The following is a 20,925-nucleotide window of genomic DNA, read 5'->3' as shown; positions in this document are numbered from 1 at the left end:
CAGGGCTCGGCTATCTGGCCCCGGCCATCACGGTCGCGTGCCAGGCATCCAGGAGGCGCGCGACCGTGCGGGTCTGCTCCCACGGCATGGCGCGCGACTCGAGCCGCCCGCCCCTGAGGGCGCGGGAGACCGCGTCAGCCTCGGCCGCGAACGGGTGGACCTGCGCCACCTCGATCGTGTCCCGCTGCCCGTCGTGGAAGTGGTCGAGGGTTTTCGGCGAGTGGTTCCGGTCGCCGAACGCGTTCTCGAGCGTGATCCAGCCCCCATCCCCGACGATGTCGGCCCGCTTGGACAGCTGGGTGCCGATGGAGCAGTCGACGTAGGCGGTGAAGCCCACCGCCGCCAGCCGTGCGGAGGCGTCCACGTCGACGCCCCTCTCGACTCGTCCGTGCGCGGCCTCGAGGGTTAGGCCCTCGAGCGCGACGCCAGCTGCAGCGGCCGCCGCGACCGCGAAGGAGACGGGGTAGCCGCCGACGTCGAAGATCGCCCCGCCTGCAAGCGCCGGGTCGAACAGCCGGCCGTCACTGCCGCCCGCTGCGAAGCCGAACTCTGCGCGCACCTGCATCGGGGCGGCGACCTGCCGCCGTTTCAGATGCTGGTCGATCGCGCGAGCGAGCGGACTGAAGCGGTGCTTGTACGCCTCGACGACGGGCAGGCCCGCGCGCTCGGCGGCGGCGAGGACACGCTCGGTCTCGGCGGCGCTCGGCGCGAGCGGCTTCTCGCAGAGCACGGCCTTGCCCGCCTCGAGCGCCGCGATCGCGAGCTCGGCGTGGGTCGTGTGCACCGTGGCGACGTACACGGCATCGACATCGTCGCGCGCCAGGATGTCCGCGTAGCTGCCGGAGACCTCCGCGCCGTAGCGCGCCGCGAAGGCCGCCGCGCGATCCGGGTCGCGGCTCGCGACCGCCCGCAGCTCGCCGTGCTCGGAGCTGGGCAGCCACGTCGCGAACGACTCCGCGATCGCACCCGGTCCGAGGATCGCCCACCTGGTCTTCTGCATGACGCGAAACTACCGGAGCAGGCTCGCACCCATCCACAGCCCGACCGCGAGCGTCGTGTTTGGCGGTAGGTTCTGGATGCAGCGGTGCAGGGGCAGGCGCCCCGATGGGAGTCAGGGAAGGGGCGGCGACGTGGCCGAGCCGAGACAGCAGGTGGTGGCCGTCGACCTCGCCAAGCGCGACCTGACGCTCGACCTCGCGCGCGTGTTCTGCGTGCTGCTCGTGGTCCTCATCCACCTCCTCATGGTCGGCCTCGGTGCGGATGCGAGCGGGCAGCTGGTCGCGTCCCGTCCGCTCGAAGCCCAGCCCTGGTTCGCGCTCGCCACCTGGGCCGGGCAGATCATGCCGCTGTTCTTCGTCGTCGGAGGCTTCGCGTCGATCACGGCCTGGCGCAGTGCCGTGCGTCGCGGCTCGACGCCGGCGGACTACGTGCGCTCGCGGGTGCTCAGGCTGGCTCAGCCGGCGCTGCCCCTGTACGCCTTCTTCCTCGTCGGCATCGGTGCGGCCACGCTCGCCGGACTCGACCCGGCGCTCGTCGACCTGGCCGCATCCGGTGCCGGCACACCCCTGTGGTTCCTCGCCGCGTACACGCTGTGCCAGGCAGTCGTGCCGTGGATGGCTGGCTGGCACGCCCGCGCCCCGCGGAGCACCCTGGGCGTCCTGCTCGCCAGCGTGATCGCGGTCGACGCGGCCCGCTTCGCGACTGGCGTTGCCGAGGTGGGCCTCCTCAACCTGTTCTTCGTGTGGGTGCTCGTGCAGCAGCTGGGATTCTGGTTCGCCGACGGGTGGCTCGACCGGCGGCACCCGCTCACGCTCCTGGCCATCGCCGTCCTGGCGTACGCGTCGCTCGCACCGCTCACGACGCTCGGCCCCTACTCGCCGGACATGCTCTTCAACCTCAACCCGGCGACGCTCCCGCTCGTGGTGCTCGCCGTCGCACAGGCGTGCATCCTGCGTCTCCTGAGGCCGGCGCTGGCGAGGCTCATGGAGACGTCGGGAGCGCGCGCGGTCGTGTTCCTCGTCGGGTCTCGGCTCATGACGATCTACCTCTGGCACCTGCCCATGATCCTTCTCGTCTCAGGTCTCGCGCTCCTCATCCCGGGCGCGGCACCCGAGCCTGGCTCCACGGCGTGGTGGTGGAGCCGCATCCCGTACTTCCTCGTCGTGCTCATCTCGGTCTACGGGCTGTCGTTCATCGTGGGGCGGTGGGAGATGCCGCGGGAGGTGGGGCGCACTCCGCCGGGGTTGGTGGTCGCACTGGCCGTGGCCTGCGCCTTCACGCCGTCGTTCCTCGTGCTGCAGTTCCTCATGGACCTGCCCCTCGCCGCGACCGGCACGGTGCTGCTGAGCGCCGCCATCCTCCTGCTCGGGCGCTGGCCGTCACGCGCGCCTGTGCAACGGCCGAGGGGAACCTGACGGTTCGCCGCCACCGCTCGTGGGCAGGGCGATCGACCCGCCAGACTTGGCGCACAGCTCTCGACGAGGACCGGAGGCGACCGTGACCGCACCGAAGCAAGGCGAAGACCCCGTCAGCAGCTATCGTCCCCGCCTCGTGCCGTGGGCCCTCGGCATCGCGATCGGTGTTGCGATCGGCGCCGTGATCTCCGTCATCCTCTCGATGAGCGCCGGGTTCACGATCGCGTTCCTCTTCATGGGCGTCGCGATCGGCGTCGGCTTCGCGATCGCCCTGCAAGCCGCGTTCGACGACCTGGCGCGAAAGAAGAAGTAGGCGTCAGATCGTGGCCGCGAGGGCCAGCGTCGCGAGCGGGACGATGAGAGCGACGCCGACCAGCCCGAGGGCCACGAAGCGGAGCCACGAGATCGTCACGCCGAGCGCCACGAGACGCTCGTGCCAGAGCAGCGTGGCGAGCGACGCCCACGGCGTGACGAGCGGGCCGAGGTTGACCCCGATGAGCAGCGCCACGAGGCGAGCCGGGCTGTCGGCCACCGGCTCGAGTGCCAGATAGGCGGGCAGGTTGTTGATGCCGTTGGCGCTCGCGGCACCGATCGCGGAGAGCTGCAGGAGACTCAGCGGGTCGTCGCCGCTTCCCGAGACCGCGGCGAGCAGCTCGCTCAGGCCGTGCGCGTGGGCCGCCTCCACCAGCACGAACAGCGAGCCTGCGATGCCCAGCGCCTGCCACGGCACGAGCCCGAAGCGCAGCGCCCCGCGGCGGCGGACGGCGAAGGCGACGATGAGCAGCAGCGCGGCGACTCCAGCCGGGATCGCCACCTCGACGCCGGTGACGAGCGCCGGGAGGAGCAGGGCGGTGACCACGGCGGCGAAGATCAGAAGCGGGCGGTCGTGGATGCTCGTCGGGGTCGGCATCCGGTAGCGGCGGTCGAGTTCCCTCCGGAAGACGAACGACAGGATGGCTGCGCTCGCGAGCACGCCCACGAGTGCAGGGGCCCACGTGATCGCAAGGAACTGCAAGGGCCCACCCTCGAAGGAGCGGGCAGCGAGCAGGCTCGTGAGGTTCGAGACCGGGAGGAAGAGGGAGGCGGTATTCGCGAGCCACACCGTCGCGAGCGCGAACGGGATCGGCGAGACGCCGACGTGCACGGCGAGCAGCACGACGACGGGCGTCACGAGCACGGCGGTCGTGTCGAGCGAGAGGAAGGCGGTGCTGACGGTGGCGAGCAGCAGGACGAGCGTCCACAGCAGCCACAGGCGCCCTCGCCCGAGCTTCGCGAGCCGATCGGCGAGCACCGAGAAGACCCCGGCGTCGCTCGCGAGCTCCGCGACGATCGTGATGCCGACGACAAACGCGAGGACGGGGACCACACGCTCGCCCAGCTCCAGCAGCTCAGGGGCCGGGAGCACTCCGAAGGCCGCGACGACGACCGCCGCGACGACGAGCACGGCGGTGGCGATGATGGGGGCGACGCGGGCGACGCGGGACTCTGCCATGGCGGAGCAAGCATAGGCCCGCGAGGCGCTTGGGATGTCGGAGTCCGCTCGTAGGATTCGAGCATGACCTCGAACGGGGATGTTCCTGCGCGGAGAGCGGCCGTCATCGTGAGCGGGCTGCGCGTCCGTTCCCGGCCCGGCCTATCCGACCCGCCCGTTTTCGCTCGCGGATGCGCCGGGAACGCGGGGAGCGCGGGAAGCGCGGCTACTTCGCGGCGACGCTGTCGAGGTGCTCGCGCAGCGCGATGATGATGTCGTCGCGCGTCGCGTTGCGCGCATGTGCGAGCTCCTCGATGAGCCAGTCGAGGGTCATGTAGTTCGCGTGGAGCAGGTTCGAGAGCTCGATGTTGACCTTGACCTGGTTGGGGCCGCCATCGACGGGCTGCTCCGCATCCGGGTCCGTGTCGGCGTCGAGTCCCTGCCCCTGCTCGACCTTCACGACGAACGCGCCGACCTCGACGAGGCGCTCGTACGCGAGCGCCGCCGCGTCCGGAGAGACTTCCGTGACGGAGACGGCGTCGAGCAGCACATGCGCTGCTTCTCGACTGGTTGCTGGAGTGGACATGCAACGAGGATAGGCGTGCACTTCGCGCAGACAGTCAGGGTCCATCCATGCAAGGCACAATCGGGGGCATGAGCAGCAAACCCACAGCGAAGACCCGGCCGACCTCGGACGCGCCAGTCGTCGTCGTCGGCGATGCCATCGTGACCGAACTGCGGGAGACCGAGGCGCGCGGCGGGCTCACGAGCCGCAGCTACGTGAGCGGCTCGGCGCTCAACGTGGCGATGGCGCTCGCTCGCCTCGGCGTGCCCATCGCGCTCATCGCCAGCATCGGCGATGACCCGGACGGGCTGCGCATCCGCGACCACCTCCACAGGTGCGGCATCCAGTTCGCGCCGTCCGTCTCGCTCGCCGGAACCGGGCGAGCCGTCGGCGAGTCCGCCGACGGGGAGCCCCTGTACACGTTCGACGACGCCGCGAGGGCGCGGCGCATCCGCTTCGACGACGAGCAGGTCGCTCTCATCCGGGCCGCGCCGTTCGTCGCGATCTCCGGCTTCGCGTTCGACGACAAGAAGCAGCACCGGCGCCTGCTCGAGGCGGTCATCCGACCGCAGGAGCGGCTGCTTCTCGACCCCAACCCGCGGCTCGGGCTCGTGGAGGACGCGGGCGCGTTCCTCGACAACTTCGAACGGCACGTGTCGAGTGCTCTCTTCGCGCACCTGTCCGACAACGACGCCGACCTGCTCTTCGACGCGCCCCTCGACGAGGCGACCAGCGACATGCTCGACCTCGGCGCGACCCACGTCCTCGCGACCGAGGGCACGCGCGGCGGCCGCTGGGTGAACCGGGCCGGCATCGACGTCGCCGAGCCGATCGTCGACCTGCCCGGTGACATCGTCGACACCATGGGCGCGGGCGACGCGGTGTTCGCGACCGCTGTCGCGTCGATCGCGCAGGGTGGCATCCCGAAAGATGTGGCGGATGCGCGGCGCATCCTGCAGCGCGCCATGACGGTCGCCGCCGCGACGGTCCGCGTCACGGGCAGCTTCCTCGCGGCCGACGACGACCTGCCGCCCGCCGCGGACGCGTAGGCCGCTGCCGCTGCGCGCTGCGCGCTGCGCGCTGCGCGCCGCCGCGCCCGTCTCCCTGCCCGCCGTTTCGGGATGGCTTTCACGCCTGCGGATGGCTTGCAACCCATCCGCATGCGTGGAACCCATCCCGAGAGAGCTGGCCCCGAGAGAGCCGGCCCTCGAGAGCGCCCGCGGCGTGAGGCATCCGGACGCGTGGGTCCCATCCCGATTCGAGCTTTTCACTCACCCGAGTCGGGACGTCTGCCGATCTCTCTGCCGATCTCCCCACTTTCGGGATGGCTTTCACGCCTGCGGATGGTTTGCAACCCATCCGCATGCGCCGAACCCATCCCGAGAGAGCTGGCCCTCGAGAGAGTCCGCGCCCGCGAGAGCCGGCCCTCGAGAGAGCTCGCGGCGTGAGGCATCCGGACGCGTGGGTCGCATCCCGATTCGAGCTTTTACTCTCCCGAGTCGGGACGTCTGGCGATCTCTCTGTCGATCTCCCCACTTTCGGGATGGCTTTCACGCCTGCGGATGGCTTGCAACCCATCCGCATGCGTGGAACCCATCCCGAGAGAGTCCGCGCCCGAGAGAGCCGGCCCCGAGAGGGCTACCCCCCCCGCAGGAACCCGGGCCCCGCAGGAACCCGGCCCCGAGTGCATCGCTCGACCCCGAGAGCGCGCACCTTGGAGAGAGCTCGCTGCGGGGGACGAGCTACTCCGCAGAACTCGCCGAGCCCGAGCCCGAGCCCGAGGAACGCGAAGCCACGGCCGCCGCCGCGCGCTCGCGCTTCTGCTTGCGCTGCACGTAGACGCCCGCGACGATCGAGATGCCGGCGATGACGAAGCTCGTGGTCACCTCGATGAGGCGCGTCTCTCCCGCGAAGAACATGTAGATGAGCAGCGCGGACAGGGCGATGATGACCACCCAGGTGAGCCACGGGAAGCCCCACATGCGGATGCTGCCCTTCGCCGCTTCGTTCGGGTCCTCGCCGGCCGCGACGGCGTCTTCCGCGAGGATCCGGCGCGAGCGGAGCTGGGAGACGGCGATGACGATCCACACGAAGATCGCGACGGCGCCCGTCGAGTTCACGAGGAACGAGAAGACGTACTCGGGGGTCGTGTAGTTGAGGACGACCGAGAGGAGGCCGACGACGGCGGAGGCGAGGATCGCGACGTACGGGGTGCCGCGCTTCGAGACCTTCCGGAACGCCTTGGGGGCTTCGCCGCGGCGGGAGAGGGAGAACGCCATACGGGATGCCGTGTAGAGGGAGGCGTTGAGGGTGGAGAGCAGCGCGGAGAGCACGATGATGTCCATCGCGAGGGCCGCCCAGCCGATGCCCGCCGCGTTCAGCATGGTCACGAAGGGGCTCACGCCTGCCGTGATCTGGTCCCAGGGCAGCACGATGAGCACCACGAGGATCGACCCGATGTAGAAGAGCAGGATGCGCCAGACGACCGAGTTGACGGCCTTGCGGACGGCCTGCGCCGGCTGCTCGGATTCGCCGGCGGCGATCGTCGCGACCTCGGCGCCGAACATCGAGAAGATGACGGGGAGGAGGGCAGCCAGGATGCCCGCGACGCCGAACGGCGCGAATCCGCCGTCTGCTGGCGCCAGGTTGCCGAATGTGGCCGTGTTGTTGGGGATGACGTGCGCGATGAGGAGCGCGCCGACGATGATGAAGATGATGATCGAGACGATCTTGATCGACGCGAACCAGAACTCGAACTCGCCGAACGACTTCACGCTGATGAGGTTCGCGATGAGGAACACGAGCGTGATGATGAGCGCGGGGATCCACTGGGGGACCTCAGGCAGCCAGCCGCTGATGATGACGGCGGCCGCGGTCGCCTCGATGCCGACGACGACCACCCAGAACCACCAGTAGAGCCAGCCGATGGAGAGGCCGGCCCACGGGCCGATGAATCGGGTCGCGTAGGCGGAGAAGGAGCCCGTCTCGGGGGAGATCGATGCCATCTCGCCGAGCATCCGCATGACGAGGACGACGACGACGCCGGCGAGGGCGTAGGCGAGGATCACGGCGGGTCCGGCGGCGAGGATCGCGGTGCTGGAGGCGACCAGCAGGCCAGCGCCGATGACGCCGCCGAGCGCGATCATCGACAGGTGGCGCGGTTTGAGCGTATTCGCGAGGGCCTCGCCCTGCTCGACGGGGCGGCCGTTGCCGCGCTGGTGGCCGCGTTCGCTGAGATCGCGGCCCTTCTCGGTGAAGACGGCCTCGGTGTGAGGCGCTGCTGCGCCTTCGGGAATCTTGCCGTCAGCGCTTGGGGACGTCATGGATCACGTTTCTCCTGGTGAAGGGGCCCCGGGCGTCACGTGCTCGCTGAGGACTCAGCACGTGGGGGAGGAGCGCGGCGGGCGCCTCGAGGTCGGTACCGAGCAAGGGTAGGGCCCTGCGCGTGTCCCGTTCACCTTGTGTTCATAAGTGACGCGGCGGGGTGGGACTGGGCCCGTCCGGGATGGCGGTGCGCGTCAGCTCGCGGGCGAGTCGCCCGGCAGCATCTCGGGGTCGCTCGGCGCGACGCTGCCGCGCACGTCACGCTCCAGTGGAGTCTCCGACTTGGCCGCGTCTCCCACGTCGACCGTGAACCAGCGGATCGTGACGCCGCAGATGGGTCCGATGAGCAGCGCGAACGCGACGGTGCCGATGCCCACGTCTCCGCCGAGCATCCACCCGATGGCGAGCACGACGACCTCGATGCTCGTGCGCACGATCCAGATGCGCCATCCGGTCACCCGGTGCAGGCCCGTCATGAGGCCGTCGCGCGGCCCCGGGCCGAAGAGGGCGCCGATGTAGAGGCCCGTCGCGAGGCCCAGGGTCAGGATGCCGCCGGCGAGCAGCAGGATGCGCCACCACAGGTCGAGGCCGGGTGGGATGATCCACAGCCCCAGGTCGGCGAAGGGGCCGACGAGCAGCGCGTTCGCGAGGGTCCCGAAGCCGGGCCGCTGCCGGAGCGGGATCCACAGGCACAGCACGACGACGCTGATGAGCACCGTGATGAGCCCGAACGGCAGCCCGGACTGCACCTGGACGCCGAGCGTCAGCACGTCCCAGGGCGAGACGCCCAGCTCGCCGCGCACGATCATGGCGATCGCGAAGCCGTAGAGGAAGAGGCCGACGGTGAGCTGCGTGGCGCGGCGGGGCAGGCGGACGATGGAGCGCATCCGTGTATCTAAGCCTCAGCGCGCGCGGGTATCGCGGTCCACTCCGGAAGAGTGGATGGGTGGGTGCTCCTGCCCGCGTCCGGCCTAGCTGACGGCGCGCACCTAGCTGACGGAGCGCACCGTCGAGCGGATCTCCTCAGCCGAGGCGAGGAACTTCTCGAGCTCGCTCGGCGACATGGGGGTGTCGAGGATGCGCTCAACGCCTCGCGCACTGACGATGACGGGGGTGGAGATGGCGACGTCGTCGATGCCCCACTGCCCCTGCAGGAGCGTGGAGACGGGCATGATGGCGTGCTCGTCGTTGACGATCGCCTCGGCGATGCGCGCCCCGGACAGGCCGATCGCGTAGTTCGTGGCGCCCTTGCCCTCGATGACCTTGTAGGCGGCGGTGCGCACGTCGTTCGTGATGCTCTCGAGCGTCTCCTCGGTGAAGGGGCGCTCGCCGTCGCGCTCCCAGTCGAGGATCGGCACGGGCCCGATCGTCGCCTGCGACCACAGGGCGAACTCGCTGTCGCCGTGCTCGCCGACGATGGTGGCGTGCACGCTCGTGGGGGCGAGGCCACCGGCGAGCTTCGCGATGATCCAGCGGAGGCGGGAGGTGTCGAGCACGGTTCCCGAGGAGATGACACGCCCCGGCGGCAGGCCGGAGATGCGCTGGGCGACGACCGTGAGCACGTCGCAGGGGTTCGTGACGAGCACGAACACGGCGTCGGGGGCGAGCTCCACGAGTCGCGGCATGAGCGACTCGAGGATGCCGACGTTCACGCCGACGAGGTCGAGCCTCGTCTGCCCCGGCTTCTGCTTGGCACCGGCAGTGATGATGACGACGTCGGCGCCGGCCACGGTCGTGATGTCGCTCGAGCCGGTCATGACGCTCGAGCCCGTGAACTGGGTGCCGTGGGCGAGGTCGAGCACCTCCGCCTCGACCTTCTTCGTGTCGATGTCGTAGAGCGTGATCTCACGCGCGACACCGCGGATGAGGCAGGCGTACGCGAGCGAGGTGCCGACGCTGCCGGCTCCGACGATGGCGACCTTGGACTGCTTCTGCACTGGCATGGTGCTTCCTTCCACGAAGCCTCCGCGACGGAGACGCTGACTGAGGAGACCGTCACGGGCAGACGAACGCTGAGCAACGCGGCGTCGACCGTCGCTTCGGTCGGCAACGCTCTGATCGTATGGGCGCGGCCCGGCGCACTGCGGCGTGTCGCGGCGCGGCTCGGGTTGGCCCGAAGGTGCGCTGGTTACGCTCGTTCGCATGCGCATCCCGTCGGAACCCAGTGAAGAATCACGGCACGACGGCGCGACTTCCCCGAATGCCGGTGCGAACGACCGTGGCACCGGTGCGAACGACCGCGGCGATGGCGACCGCCGCGCTCGCGGACTCGAGGAGGTCGACGCCAGGCGGGTGCAGCGCGCCGATTTCGTGAAGCAGGTGCTCGCGAAGCGCGACGGCGGAGCGGATGCAGACCCCGAGTCGTCCGTGTCCGCCTCGAGCGAGTCGGCGCTCCCGGGGGCCGGTTCGCCCGCCGGGCAGCTCTCGCCGGACGAGACCGTGACGGTGGATGACTCGATCGTGCGTGCACTGCGCGCGGAGGGCCGGACGGCCTCGAGCGACCGGGACGCCGCGAGCGACGGTGCCGATGGGGCGGGTGTCGCCGGCACCGCTGGTCCCGACGCCGCTGGTCCCGTCGCAGAGCGCACCGTCGCCGTCGACGACTCGATCGTCGCAGCCCTGCGAGCCGAGGGGCGCACGGCGACGGGCGACCGCGACGCGAGCGACGCGTCCCGAGCCGCATCGCGAACAGCGGGCCCCGCAGCGCCGGGGACCCCGCCCACCTCGGCAGAACCAGCCGCCCCAGCGCGCAAGGCTCCGGTCGACGCCGCCCCGCCCACCGCGGCGATGCCCGTCGTGACGCAGCTCCGCGACGTGCCCGTCTCGGAGGCCCTGCCCGCGGCCCTCGCGACGCTGCGCGGCTGGCGCGAGCAGCTCGCCGCCTCCGACGCGCAGCGCGCGGCCGCAGTCGAGGCCGCCTCGAGCGCCAGGGCGAGACGCCGCGCCGACACGACCTCCGAGCTGGATCGCGTGCTCAGCGGACCAGACGGAGCAGACTTCCTGCGCTCCCTCATCGACGACGTCATCCGACCCGACGACGCCATCGCAGCCGGCAACGGCCTCGGCGACCTCGCGCCGAAGCTCCCCGCGAGCCTCTCGCCTGGCACGAAGCGCGCGTTCCAGCTCGGCGCCTTCGCGGGTCCCGGCGTGCCGTGGCTCGCAGTCCCGCTCATGCGCCGCGCCACGTCGGCGTTCTTCGGCGACGACACCGTCCGCAACGTGCCCGCCGAGATCTCCGCCGCCACCGAGCGCGCAGCCTCCAGGGGAGCGGTGCCGCGCATCCGCCTCCTCGGCGACGCTGTGCTCGGCGAGCGCGGCTCGAACGCGAGCCTCGAGACCTACACGCAGCTGCTCGCCGCTGGTCAGGTTCGCGAGCTCGAGCTGCGCGTCGCGGACATCGAGGCGCAGCCGGCCCTCTGGGACTTCGACGGCACCCTCGAACGGGTCGTCTTCAAGCTCGCCGCGCTCGGACGCGCGGCGCTCACTGCCCCGACCCCGCCGCTGATCATGCTGCGTACGCAGTCCTCGGCCGACCTCGAGCTGACCGTGCAGGCGTTCATGCGCGCCTTCGAGCAGGAGGAGCTGCGCGGCCTGCACGTCGGCATCTCCCTGCCGGCGCAGTTCCCCGAGACGACCGGCCTGCTGCGCCGCATCGGCGGGTGGGCGCACATGCGACGCGAGGACCTCGGCTCCGACATCACGGTCGCCATCACCAGAGACGCGAACCACGAGCTCGAACGCGCCGAGGCCGTGATCAACGGCTGGCGCCTCGCGACCTACGCGTCCGAGGCCGACGTCGACGCCAACTTCGCGCGCCTCCTCGACGAGGCCCTCGCCATCGACCACGCCGCGGCGTTCAGGGTCGAGGTCGAGGCGGATGCACTCCGCGACGTCGCGCTCGCCGCGGCCATCGCGAAGGCGCGAGGCCTGCCGAGGCCGGTGCGCGTCGTCATGCCGCGATCGAGCGACGAGGCGACGCTCGGTCGCATCCGCTCGGCAGGGGTGGAGGTCGTCGAGCGAACGCCCGTCATCACGGGCAGCACGCAGCGCCACGCGGCCAGCTATCTGCAGCACCGGGTGGACGTGCGGGCCAGGCAGCTCGGGGCGGACCCAGCCGAGGGCGCACCCGCTGCCACCGCCGGCCTCCCGGCCGACGCCGTGCATCCCGACGACGAGCGCCTCCTCAGCGCGACGGCGCGCATGCGGCAGATCGATTCCGGGCCCAACCGCGAGCAGGACCGCGTGCTCGCGGACGACGCCGCGACCGTCACGGCCAGCATCCAGCTCGAGCTCTTCCCCGAGGGCCTCTTCGAGGACGAGGAGCCAGCGGCCGAACGGCCCGCGCGAGTGAAGAAGCTGAAGCCAGCGTCGAAGCCCGTCATCGACGACGAGGAAGAGGTCACCGAGAACCCTGCCGACACCGGGCCGAGCCCCCGCCTCACCGAGGTGGTGCTCGGCCTGAAGCGCGGCAGGCTGCTGCGCAACACGTTCAGGAACGCGCCAGGCACCGACCCTTCGCTCGCCAGCAACCGCGAGTGGCTCCTCTCCATCCAGCGCCGCGTGCCGCGCAGCGAACTCGGCATCGACGAGGTCGAACGGCACCTGCTGCACGAGCCGGGCGACGTGGATGCGCTGCTCTCGCGGGCAGAGCGTGCGGCCGAGCCGTGGGCACAGAAGCCGGGCTGGGAGCGGGCAGCGGTGCTCGAGAAGGTGGCGAAGGCCCTCGAAGCGAACCGGGCGCGCCTCATCGAGGTGGCCGTCTCCGAGACGGGGACCCCGCTGCCCGACGTCGACGCCGACGTGAGCCGCTGCGTCGACCTCGCGAACTACTACGCGCACCTCGCACGCCAGCTCGACCGCATGCAGGGGGCCGACTTCGAACCCGTCGCGGTGACCGTCGTCACGCCCTCCTGGGTCCCGGCAGTCGCAGGCAGCGCAGGCCACACGGCGCAGGCGCTCGCCGCCGGCAGCGCGGTCGTGCTGAAGCCGTCACCTCGAACGCGCCGCACGGCGGCGGTCTTCGCGGAGGTGCTGTGGGACGCGGACATCCCGCGCGACCTCGTGCAGCTCGCGATCTGCGACGAGAGCCTCCTCTCCGACGAGCAGCTCGGGCAGATGCTCATCACCGACGACCGCGTGCAGCGGGTGCTGCTCAGCGGCAACTGGGAGACGGCCCGCTCGTTCCTGCGCTGGCGTCCCGACCTGCCGCTCATCGCCGCGACGAGCGGCAAGAACTCCATGATCATCACGCCGAGCGCCGACCTCGACCGGGCCGCGCTCGACGTCGCACGCAGCGCGTTCCTCAGCGCGGGACAGCGCCCGGGGCATGCGGGCACCGTCATCCTCGTCGGCTCCGTGGCCCGCTCGAAGCGCTTCCACGAGCAGCTCGCCGACGCCGTCGCCTCCCTGCGCATCGGCTACCCGAGCGACCCCGGCGCCGTCGTCGGCCCCCTCGTGTCCCCGCCGGACTCGCAGCTGCGCTTCGCGCTCAGCTCCCTCGGCGAAGGAGAGTCGTGGCTCGTCGAGCCGAGGCAGCTCGACGACACCGGGCGCCTGTGGTCGCCCGGCATCCGCGCCGGCGTGAAGCCAGGGAGCTACCAGCACGTCACCGAGTTCTTCGGTCCTGTCCTGAGCGTCATGCACACGCTCACGCTCGACGAGGCGATCCGCCTGCAGAACTCGACCCAGTACGGGCTGACGGCGGGCATCCACTCGCTCGACCGGACGGAGATCGCCGAGTGGCTGCGGCGAGTGGAGGCCGGCAACCTCTACGTGAACCGCGACATCCTCGGCAACACTCCCCAGCGTCAGCCGTTCGGCGGCTGGCTGCGCTCCATGGTCGGCACGGCGACGAAGTTCGGCGGCCCCAACTCGCTGCTCTCCCTCGGCACGTGGCGTCCGAACCACGGCGAGCAGTCGCAGACGCTGCACCTGAGGGGCATCGACGAGCAGGCGACGGCCCTCATCGAGTCGGCTGCTCCCTTCATGGACTACGAGACCTTCGACCGCCTGCGCCGTGCCTCGCTGAGCGACCAGATCGCCTTCAACGAGGAGTTCGGGGAGGTCTCCGACGTCTCGAATCTGGGGTTCGAGCGCAACCTCATGCGGTACATCCCGGTGCAGGCCACGATCCGTGCCGCCGAGGACGCGACGCTCGCCGACCTCATCCGCACCGTCGTCGCGGCTCGCATCGTGCGTTCGAAGCCGCTCATCACCTCCGGCATCGAGGTGCCAGATGCGGTGCTCGCCGAACTGCAGGCCCAGAATCTGACGGTGCGGCGAGAGACGGATGCGGAGTTCGCCGAGCGGGCGAGGGCCGGCGGCATCGAGACGCTGCGCGTGCGCCTCGTCGGCGGCAAGCGGCGTGAGTTCTGCGACGCCCTCGAAGGCGATCCGGACATCTCCATCTGGTCGGATGAGGTCACGCCGGCCGGTCGCATCGAGGCGCTCCCGTTCCTCCGCGAGCAGGCGATCTCCATCACGGCGCACCGCGGCGGGCATCCGGACCTGCGCATGCAGCAGCTCTTCCCGTACGAGCAGACGTTCGATCCGGACGCGCCCATCACGCAGGGCCCCACGAAGTCCCGCGGGTAGGCGCGCTGACGTAGCGGGCAGCGACGCAGGGGTCAGCTGTCAGCTGCCCAGCTGCCCAGCTGCCCAGCGACGCAGCGACGCAGCGGACTCCGGGGCGTGGGTGCTCCGGTCCGCGGGGCTTCGCTGTTGGTCCTGCACGCTGTCGGCTCCACCGCTGTCCAACATGAGTGCAATTTCGGTGTTTGAGGCCAGTTGGAGGGGGTGGGGCGCTGTTTTTGCACTGATGTTGGTCAGTGGCGCCGGCGAGGGAGCCGGAGATGCGCCGACAGTCGGCCTTCGCCGTGCCGCTATCCGCGTGGGTCTGCTGTTGGTCCTGCTCGACCGTCTGCGCCACCGCTGTCCAACATGAGTGCGATTTCGGCGTTTGAGACCAGTTGGAGGGGTTGGGACGCTGTTTTTGCACTGATGTTGGTCAGCGGAGGCGACGCTGCGCGGGGTAGCTGCTGCGCGTGGCGGCGGGATGCGCGGCTCGCGAGGGCGCATCCGCTTCGCCTACGATCGAGCGCATGTCTGCCGATGTCGCCGGAGCGCCAAACACCCTGCACGCACTCGAATCTCTGCACCGTGAGCTGCCGGGACGGGTGGTGACGGACCCGGCGGCGCTCGAGCCGCTGCGCGTCGATCGTTCCGGTGTGGTCGCCGCTGGCGTGCCGGTGGCGCTGGTCGAGGCGGAGTCCGTCGCGGATGTGCAGGCCGTGTGCCGCATCGCGAGCGAGTTCGGGGTGCCGATCGTCACGCGCGGGGCCGGAACCGGCCTCGCTGGCGGGGGCGCGGGCGGCGCTGGCGAGATCGTGCTGTCGACGCTGCGCATGAACCGGGTCCTTGAGATCTCGGCGGCGAACCAGCTGGCCGTCGTGCAGCCGGGCATCCTCAACGGCGCTCTCAACGAGGAGCTCGAGGGGCACGGCTTCTGGTGGGCGCCGGACCCGGCGTCGAAGCACATCTCGTCGGTCGGCGGCAACATCGCGACGAACGCTGGCGGGCTGCTGTGCGCGAAGTACGGGGTGACTCGCGAGGCAGTGCTCGGTCTCAAGGTCGTGCTCATCGACGGCTCGGTCATCGACGTCGGCCATCGCACGGTCAAGGGGGTCACGGGCCTCGATTTGTGTGCGCTCATGGTGGGCTCGGAGGGCACGCTCGGTGTGATCGTCGAGTGCACGCTCAAGCTGCGTCCGCTGGTCGATGGGGTCGTCCCGACGATCGGCGCGTACTTCCCCGACGTGGGGAGCGCGGCCCGCGCCTCCGCGGCGGTGACCGCGTCTGGCATCCAGCCGGCCATCATGGAGCTCATGGATGGGGGCGTGCTTCGCGCCGTCTCGGCGTACACGGGTGTCGACCTCGCGTCTCACGGCGACTCGTACCTGCTCATCCAGACGGATGGGGCGAACGCGGTGGCGGAGGCGGAGGGCATCGTCGAGGTGCTGGGCGCCAACGGCGGGGCGGCGGAGATGACGACGGACCCGCAGTCGGCGCTCACGCTCGTGGATGTTCGGCGGCAGGCGTACGCCGCGAAGGAGGCGCTCGGGCAGGTGCTCGTGGAGGACGTCTCCGTGCCGAGAGACCGGCTGCCCGACATGTTCGCGAAGATCGACGAGGTCGCTGCCCGCACCGGGACGACGATCGTCACGGTCGCGCATGCGGGCGACGGGAACCTGCATCCGACGTTCATCTACGACCGGGCGGAGCCTGTCGTCCCGCAGGCGGTGTGGGATGCGGCCGACGAGCTGTTCACGTACGCCATCTCGATCGGCGGAACCCTCACGGGCGAGCATGGGGTCGGTGTGCTCAAGCGGCAGTGGCTCGGTGCGGAGCTCGGCGAGCGTCAGTATGAGCTGCAGCGCGGCATCAAGGGCCTCTTCGACCCGAAGGGGCTCCTGAACCCTGGCAAGGTCTTCGCAGAGTAGCGGGGCGGCGCGCCGTCCGGCCGCGCACGTCTGCGGCTCTGCAGCCCACGCGGTCAGGTTTCGAGATGAGTTCCACGCTTCGGGATGGGATGCAAGCCATCTGCAGGCGTGGAACCCACCCTGAAACGGCGCGTCGGACGGGAGGATGCGTGCGGCAGGCTGACGCCACCCGTCCGCGCCCGGCCCGCCTTGCCCTGGCCAACATCCGTGGTGGTTGGCCGCTGCGCAGCCTCGGGAGGCGGTCTCGGCCGGAACGATCACGCAAGTCGGACGCGCGCCGCCCCAGGAAACTGCTCGATTGACGGGAAATTCTGCGGGACCCCGGGCGTGCCGTCCAGGCGAGCGCTCCGCGAAACAAGCGCGTCACATTGCGTCCACTAGTCTCGGGGCATGGGTGACCTCTTCGACGGCTACAGCCAGGCTCTGACCAGGCAATCCCAAGCGGCGCTGTCGCCGCCATTCGACGAGATGTTCATGGGGGAGGCGCCAGAGGGCGAGCTCGATCCGCGGCGCACATACCGAGATCTCTACGACGTCCTCTCGGGGATGACGCAGGAGCAGATCCGGCACCGCTCCGACTCGCTCGCCGACTCGTACCTCGCCCAGGGCGTCACGTTCGACTTCGCCGGCGAGGAGCGCCCGTTCCCGCTCGACGTGGTCCCGCGCGTCATCGAGCGCGCCGAGTGGCAGAAGACGGAAGCCGGCATCAAGCAGCGCGTCCGTGCCCTCGAGGCGTTCCTCGACGACGTGTACGGCGACCAGCGGGCCATCGCGGACGGCGTCATCCCCGCGAGCCTCATCGCCTCCTCTGTGCACTACCACCGGGTCGCGAAGGGCATCCGCACGGCCAACGGCGTGCGCATCCACGTGTCGGGCATCGACCTGATCCGCGACGAGCACGGCGAGATGCGCGTGCTCGAAGACAACGTGCGCGTCCCGTCCGGCGTCTCCTACGTCATCTCGAACCGCCGTGCCATGGCGCAGACGCTCCCTGAGCTGTTCTCGCGCATGCGCGTCCGCCCGGTCGGCGACTACCCGAACCGCCTCCTCGGGGCGCTTCGGGCCTCCGCCCCAGACGGCATCGAGGACCCGACGGTCGTCGTCCTCACCCCCGGCGTCTACAACTCCGCGTACTTCGAGCACACGCTGCTCGCGCGCCTCATGGGCGTCGAGCTCGTCGAGGGCCGCGACCTGTTCTGCTCGGGCGGTCGGGTGTGGATGCGCACCACGGCCGGCCCGCAGCGAGTCGACGTCATCTACCGCCGCGTCGACGACGACTACCTCGACCCGCTGCAGTTCCGCCGCGACTCGATGCTCGGCTCGCCCGGCCTCATGATGGCGGCGCGCCTCGGCAACGTCACGATCGCGAACGCGGTCGGCAACGGCGTCGCGGACGACAAGCTCGTGTACACGTACATGCCCGACCTCATCCGCTACTACCTGTCGGAGGAGGCGATCCTGCCGAACGTCGACACGTGGCGCCTCGAGGAGCCGGACGCGCTCGAGGAGGTGCTCGACCGCCTCGACGAACTCGTCGTGAAGCCGGTCGACGGCTCGGGCGGCAAGGGCCTCATGATCGGGCCGAGCGCCTCGAAGACGGAGCTCGACGAGATGCGGGTGCGGCTGCTCGCCGACCCGCGCGGCTGGATCGCGCAGCCCGTCGTGCAGCTCTCGACCATCCCGACGCTCGTCGACGACGGGATGCGGCCGCGCCACGCGGACCTGCGCCCGTTCGCCATCAACGACGGCCACGACGTGTGGGTGCTGCCGGGTGGCCTCACTCGCGTCGCCCTCCCGGAGGGACAGCTGGTCGTGAACTCCAGCCAGGGCGGCGGGTCGAAGGACACGTGGGTGGTCGGCGCCGAGCGGAGCTTCTCCAAGCCGCAGCCGCACGGCGTCGAGGAGCTCCTCGACGACCAGGCCGACGTGTCGGAGACGCCGCACCCCGTGACGGGCGTGCTGCGCGTCATCCCGCACCGCCAGGACCACATGCCGCAGGACGCCCCGAAGCGCGGCGACCAGCAGCAGGTGCAGCAGCAGACGCAGGGCCGTCAGCCGCAAGCCCAATCGCACTCGCATTCACAGTCAGAGCAGGTGCAGCAACAGCAGCAGGCGCGCGCTGAAGCGTCGCCGGCAGCCGCATCCGCCGGCAAGAACCCGAAGGGAACGGACGCATGCTGAGCCGTATCGCCGAGTCGCTCTTCTGGATCGGCCGCTATGTGGAGCGTGCCGACGGCACCGCCCGCATCCTGGACGTGCACCTGCAGCTGCTCCTCGAAGACCCGTGGGTCGATGAGGCGACGGCCTGCCGCTCGCTCCTCAGCGTCATGGGGGCGGCGGATGTGCACCCCGACACGGAGCTCACCCGCTCGGACGTCCTGAACCTCCTCGCGGTCGACCGCTCGCAGCCCGCATCCATCGCCTACTCGGTGAACGCGGCCCGCGAGAACGCTCGCCGTGCTCGCGAGATCGTGTCGACGGAGCTGTGGGAGTGCCTCAACGCCACGTACTCGCGCATGCCGTTCAGCGTGCGGCAGGAGAAGGTGCACGACCTGTTCGCGTGGGTTCGCGAGCGTTCGGCGCTCGCGGTCGGTGTCGTGAACTCGGCGGCGAGCCGTGACGACGCATACCAGTTCATGATGCTGGGGCGTTCCCTGGAGCGTGCCGACATGACGGCGCGGCTGCTCGCGACGCGTTCGCTCACCGAGGCCTCCGGGGCGTCGTGGACGACGATCCTCCGCTCGTGCGGTGCGTACGAGTCGTACCTCCGTACGTACCACGGCATGCCGTCGGCGGCCAACGCCGCGGAGTTCCTGCTGCTCGACCGCCTGTTCCCGCGGTCGATCCAGTACTCGGTGTCGACGGCCCTCTCGAGCCTCTACGACATCCAGCCGCGCCACGAGCGCGGTGGCCGCGTCGGCGTCACCGACCAGGCCCAGCGGCTCCTCGGGCAGATCTCCTCTGACCTCGAGTACCGCCCCATCCACGACACGCTGGCCGACCTGCCCCGCTACATGGATGGTGTGCAGGACGCGGTCTCCCGGGCTTCCGAGGCGATCCGTCAGCGCTACTTCCCGTCGATCACGGCACCGAGCTGGGTGGGAGACAACTCATGAGCCGCATCCGCATCCGCCACTCCACCGGTTTCCGGTACGAGGGCGACGTCACGACCTCGTACAACGAGGCCCGCATGCTGCCGATGGCCAACAACGGCCAGTTCGTGCTGTTCGGACACCTCGATGTCACGCCGCATTCGTCGACGCACAACTACTCCGACTACTGGGGCACGAAGGTGACGGCGTTCGAGGTGCTCAACCCGCACTCGGAGCTGTCGCTGACCGCGTCGAGCCTCGTCGAGGTGCGCCAGCGGCCCGAGGCGGGTCAGCTGTCGCTCAGCTGGGATGAGCTCGCCCGCGAGCGGCTGCGCAGCGTCGAGCTCGTGGAGCAGACCGCGCAGACGCGCCTCACGATGCCGCCCGACGACGTGAAGGCGCTCGCCGCTGAGGTGAAGGGTGCCAACGCCGGACCCGCGTCCACCGCGATGGAGATCCTCCACCTCGTGTACGAGGCTGTCGCCTACGAGGGCGGCGTGACGGGTGTCCGCACGACGGCGGCCGAGGCGTGGGAGCACAAGCGCGGCGTCTGCCAGGACATCTCGCACATCGCACTCGGTGCGCTCCGTGCGGCGGGAATCCCGGCCATCTATGTCTCCGGCTACCTGCACCCGCGGCCGAACGCCGAGATCGGCGAGACGGTCAGCGGCGAGTCCCACGCGTGGATCGAGTACTGGGACGGCGAGTGGCGCGGCTGGGACCCCACCAACGACATCCCGATCGGCGAGCGCCACGTGCTCGTGGGCCGTGGCCGCGACTACAACGACGTGCCTCCGCTGCGCGGCGTGTACGCGGGCCCGTTCTCCTCGCAGCTGTTCGTGAAGGTCGACATCACTCGAGAGGCGTAGCAATGACGGGGTCGGGCACGGGTTCGCAGGGCGGTTCCTCCGGCGGGTCGCACGGCGGCTCGCAGGGGCGGGCGGATGCGCGCGGCCCAGCCGCCCCGAAGCCCGACCCGTCCGGCGCCCCGGCCTCGTTCGTCGTGCCGGTCGGTCATGGCATCGACGTGCACGTCTACGAGTGGGCCTGCGAGTCGCCGCGAGGCGTCATCCACCTGTCGCACGGCTCGGGCGAGCACGCGATGCGCTACGACGCGTACGCGCGCGATCTGGTCGCGGCCGGCTACGCGGTCGTCGCGCACGATCATCTCGGCCATGGGCAGACGGGCCTCGGCGCGCACGGGCTGTCGGTGCTTCCCACGACCGAGAACCGGGCCGCGCTCGAGGCGCTCGAGGACATCTCCGCGTGGGTGCGCGACCGGTACCCGAAGCTGCCGCTCATCCTGCAGGGGCATTCGTGGGGTTCGCTGCTCGCGCAGCAGCTGCTCGCCCACGACTCGGCGTTCTTCTCCGCGTGCATCCTGACCGGGACGACGCTCGCGGTGCCGGGCTTCATCAACGCCGGGAATCTGAACAAGCGCTTCGAGCCGGACGAGACCGGCCTGCTCTGGTTGAGCCGCAACCCGGATGCTCGCCGCGCGTTCGCGTACGACGAGCTGTGCTTCGACATCGCGAAGATGCCCGTGTGGTCGGCGCGGGGT

At 70.6% G+C, this 20,925-nt stretch carries 15 protein-coding genes; 9 read left to right on the top strand and 6 right to left on the bottom strand.

All coding sequences use genetic code 11. The features are described from left to right. Nucleotides 1-10: 10 nt before the first annotated feature. A complete protein-coding gene (locus C5E05_RS19535) occupies nt 11-1,000 on the bottom strand; it encodes a Gfo/Idh/MocA family protein (RefSeq protein ID WP_104342895.1) in 990 nt (329 codons plus the stop codon). A gap of 130 nt (nt 1,001-1,130) precedes the next feature. On the opposite strand from C5E05_RS19535, the gene C5E05_RS19530 reads away from it, so the two are divergent. Both C5E05_RS19530 and C5E05_RS19525 read left to right on the top strand, forming a co-directional pair. Beyond that, a complete protein-coding gene (locus C5E05_RS19530; RefSeq protein WP_258064929.1) occupies nt 1,131-2,414 on the top strand; it encodes an acyltransferase in 1,284 nt (427 codons plus the stop codon). A gap of 82 nt (nt 2,415-2,496) precedes the next feature. Further along, nucleotides 2,497-2,727 (top strand): hypothetical protein, encoded by a 231-nt coding sequence (locus C5E05_RS19525; RefSeq protein WP_104300512.1) that lies wholly within the window; start codon nt 2,497-2,499, stop codon nt 2,725-2,727. A 3-nt stretch (nt 2,728-2,730) separates the two neighbouring features. Here the strand turns inward: C5E05_RS19525 and C5E05_RS19520 are convergent, their stop codons facing one another. Both C5E05_RS19520 and C5E05_RS19515 read right to left on the bottom strand, forming a co-directional pair. After that, complete coding sequence (locus C5E05_RS19520) at nt 2,731-3,906, bottom strand: SLC13 family permease (RefSeq protein WP_104342894.1); 1,176 nt, start codon at nt 3,904-3,906, stop codon at nt 2,731-2,733. A gap of 205 nt (nt 3,907-4,111) precedes the next feature. Beyond that, a complete protein-coding gene (locus tag C5E05_RS19515; RefSeq protein WP_146080119.1) occupies nt 4,112-4,471 on the bottom strand; it encodes a hypothetical protein in 360 nt (119 codons plus the stop codon). A 68-nt stretch (nt 4,472-4,539) separates the two neighbouring features. Here C5E05_RS19515 and C5E05_RS19510 point away from each other — a divergent pair, with 68 nt between their 5' ends. Then, nucleotides 4,540-5,499, top strand: coding sequence for a carbohydrate kinase family protein (locus C5E05_RS19510; RefSeq protein ID WP_181058088.1), 960 nt, complete (start codon nt 4,540-4,542; stop codon nt 5,497-5,499). Nucleotides 5,500-6,192: 693 nt separating this feature from the next. On the opposite strand, the gene C5E05_RS19505 is transcribed toward C5E05_RS19510, so the two are convergent. The 3 genes from C5E05_RS19505 to C5E05_RS19495 form a co-directional block, all read right to left on the bottom strand. Then, the gene (locus C5E05_RS19505) at nt 6,193-7,773 is read right to left on the bottom strand and encodes an amino acid permease (RefSeq protein ID WP_104342893.1); all 1,581 of its coding nucleotides are present in this window, start codon (nt 7,771-7,773) and stop codon (nt 6,193-6,195) included. A 195-nt stretch (nt 7,774-7,968) separates the two neighbouring features. Further along, the gene (locus C5E05_RS19500) at nt 7,969-8,661 is read right to left on the bottom strand and encodes a YitT family protein (RefSeq protein ID WP_104244224.1); all 693 of its coding nucleotides are present in this window, start codon (nt 8,659-8,661) and stop codon (nt 7,969-7,971) included. A 102-nt stretch (nt 8,662-8,763) separates the two neighbouring features. Further along, nucleotides 8,764-9,717 (bottom strand): L-lactate dehydrogenase, encoded by a 954-nt coding sequence (locus C5E05_RS19495; protein WP_104244226.1) that lies wholly within the window; start codon nt 9,715-9,717, stop codon nt 8,764-8,766. Between the two features lie 199 nt (nt 9,718-9,916). On the opposite strand from C5E05_RS19495, the gene C5E05_RS19490 reads away from it, so the two are divergent. From C5E05_RS19490 to C5E05_RS19465, 6 genes are all read left to right on the top strand, one after another. Next, the gene (locus tag C5E05_RS19490) at nt 9,917-14,368 is read left to right on the top strand and encodes a proline dehydrogenase family protein (protein ID WP_104342892.1); all 4,452 of its coding nucleotides are present in this window, start codon (nt 9,917-9,919) and stop codon (nt 14,366-14,368) included. 506 nt (nt 14,369-14,874) lie between these two features. After that, nucleotides 14,875-16,272: an FAD-binding oxidoreductase gene (locus C5E05_RS19485; RefSeq protein WP_104342891.1), complete on the top strand. Its 1,398-nt coding sequence runs from the start codon at nt 14,875-14,877 to the stop codon at nt 16,270-16,272. A 390-nt stretch (nt 16,273-16,662) separates the two neighbouring features. Continuing rightward, the gene (locus tag C5E05_RS19480) at nt 16,663-18,453 is read left to right on the top strand and encodes a circularly permuted type 2 ATP-grasp protein (RefSeq protein ID WP_104244233.1); all 1,791 of its coding nucleotides are present in this window, start codon (nt 16,663-16,665) and stop codon (nt 18,451-18,453) included. Continuing rightward, on the top strand, nt 18,447-19,388 hold the full coding sequence (locus C5E05_RS19475; protein WP_104244235.1) for an alpha-E domain-containing protein: 942 nt from the start codon (nt 18,447-18,449) through the stop codon (nt 19,386-19,388). The genes C5E05_RS19480 and C5E05_RS19475 overlap by 7 nt, the downstream gene beginning before the upstream one ends. Then, a complete protein-coding gene (locus C5E05_RS19470; RefSeq protein ID WP_104244237.1) occupies nt 19,385-20,233 on the top strand; it encodes a transglutaminase family protein in 849 nt (282 codons plus the stop codon). Before C5E05_RS19475 ends, C5E05_RS19470 begins: the two co-directional genes overlap by 4 nt. Nucleotides 20,234-20,235: 2 nt before the next feature. Then, nucleotides 20,236-20,925, top strand: a 690-nt coding sequence (locus C5E05_RS19465) for an alpha/beta fold hydrolase (protein WP_146081207.1), incomplete at its 3' end; no start/stop codon positions are given.

The sequence above is a fragment of the Pseudoclavibacter sp. AY1H1 genome (assembly GCF_002931055.1).
GTDB lineage: Bacteria > Actinomycetota > Actinomycetes > Actinomycetales > Microbacteriaceae > Pseudoclavibacter.
The sequence above is the reverse complement of the archived record's forward strand: the minus strand, read 5'-3'. Positions and strand labels throughout refer to the sequence as shown.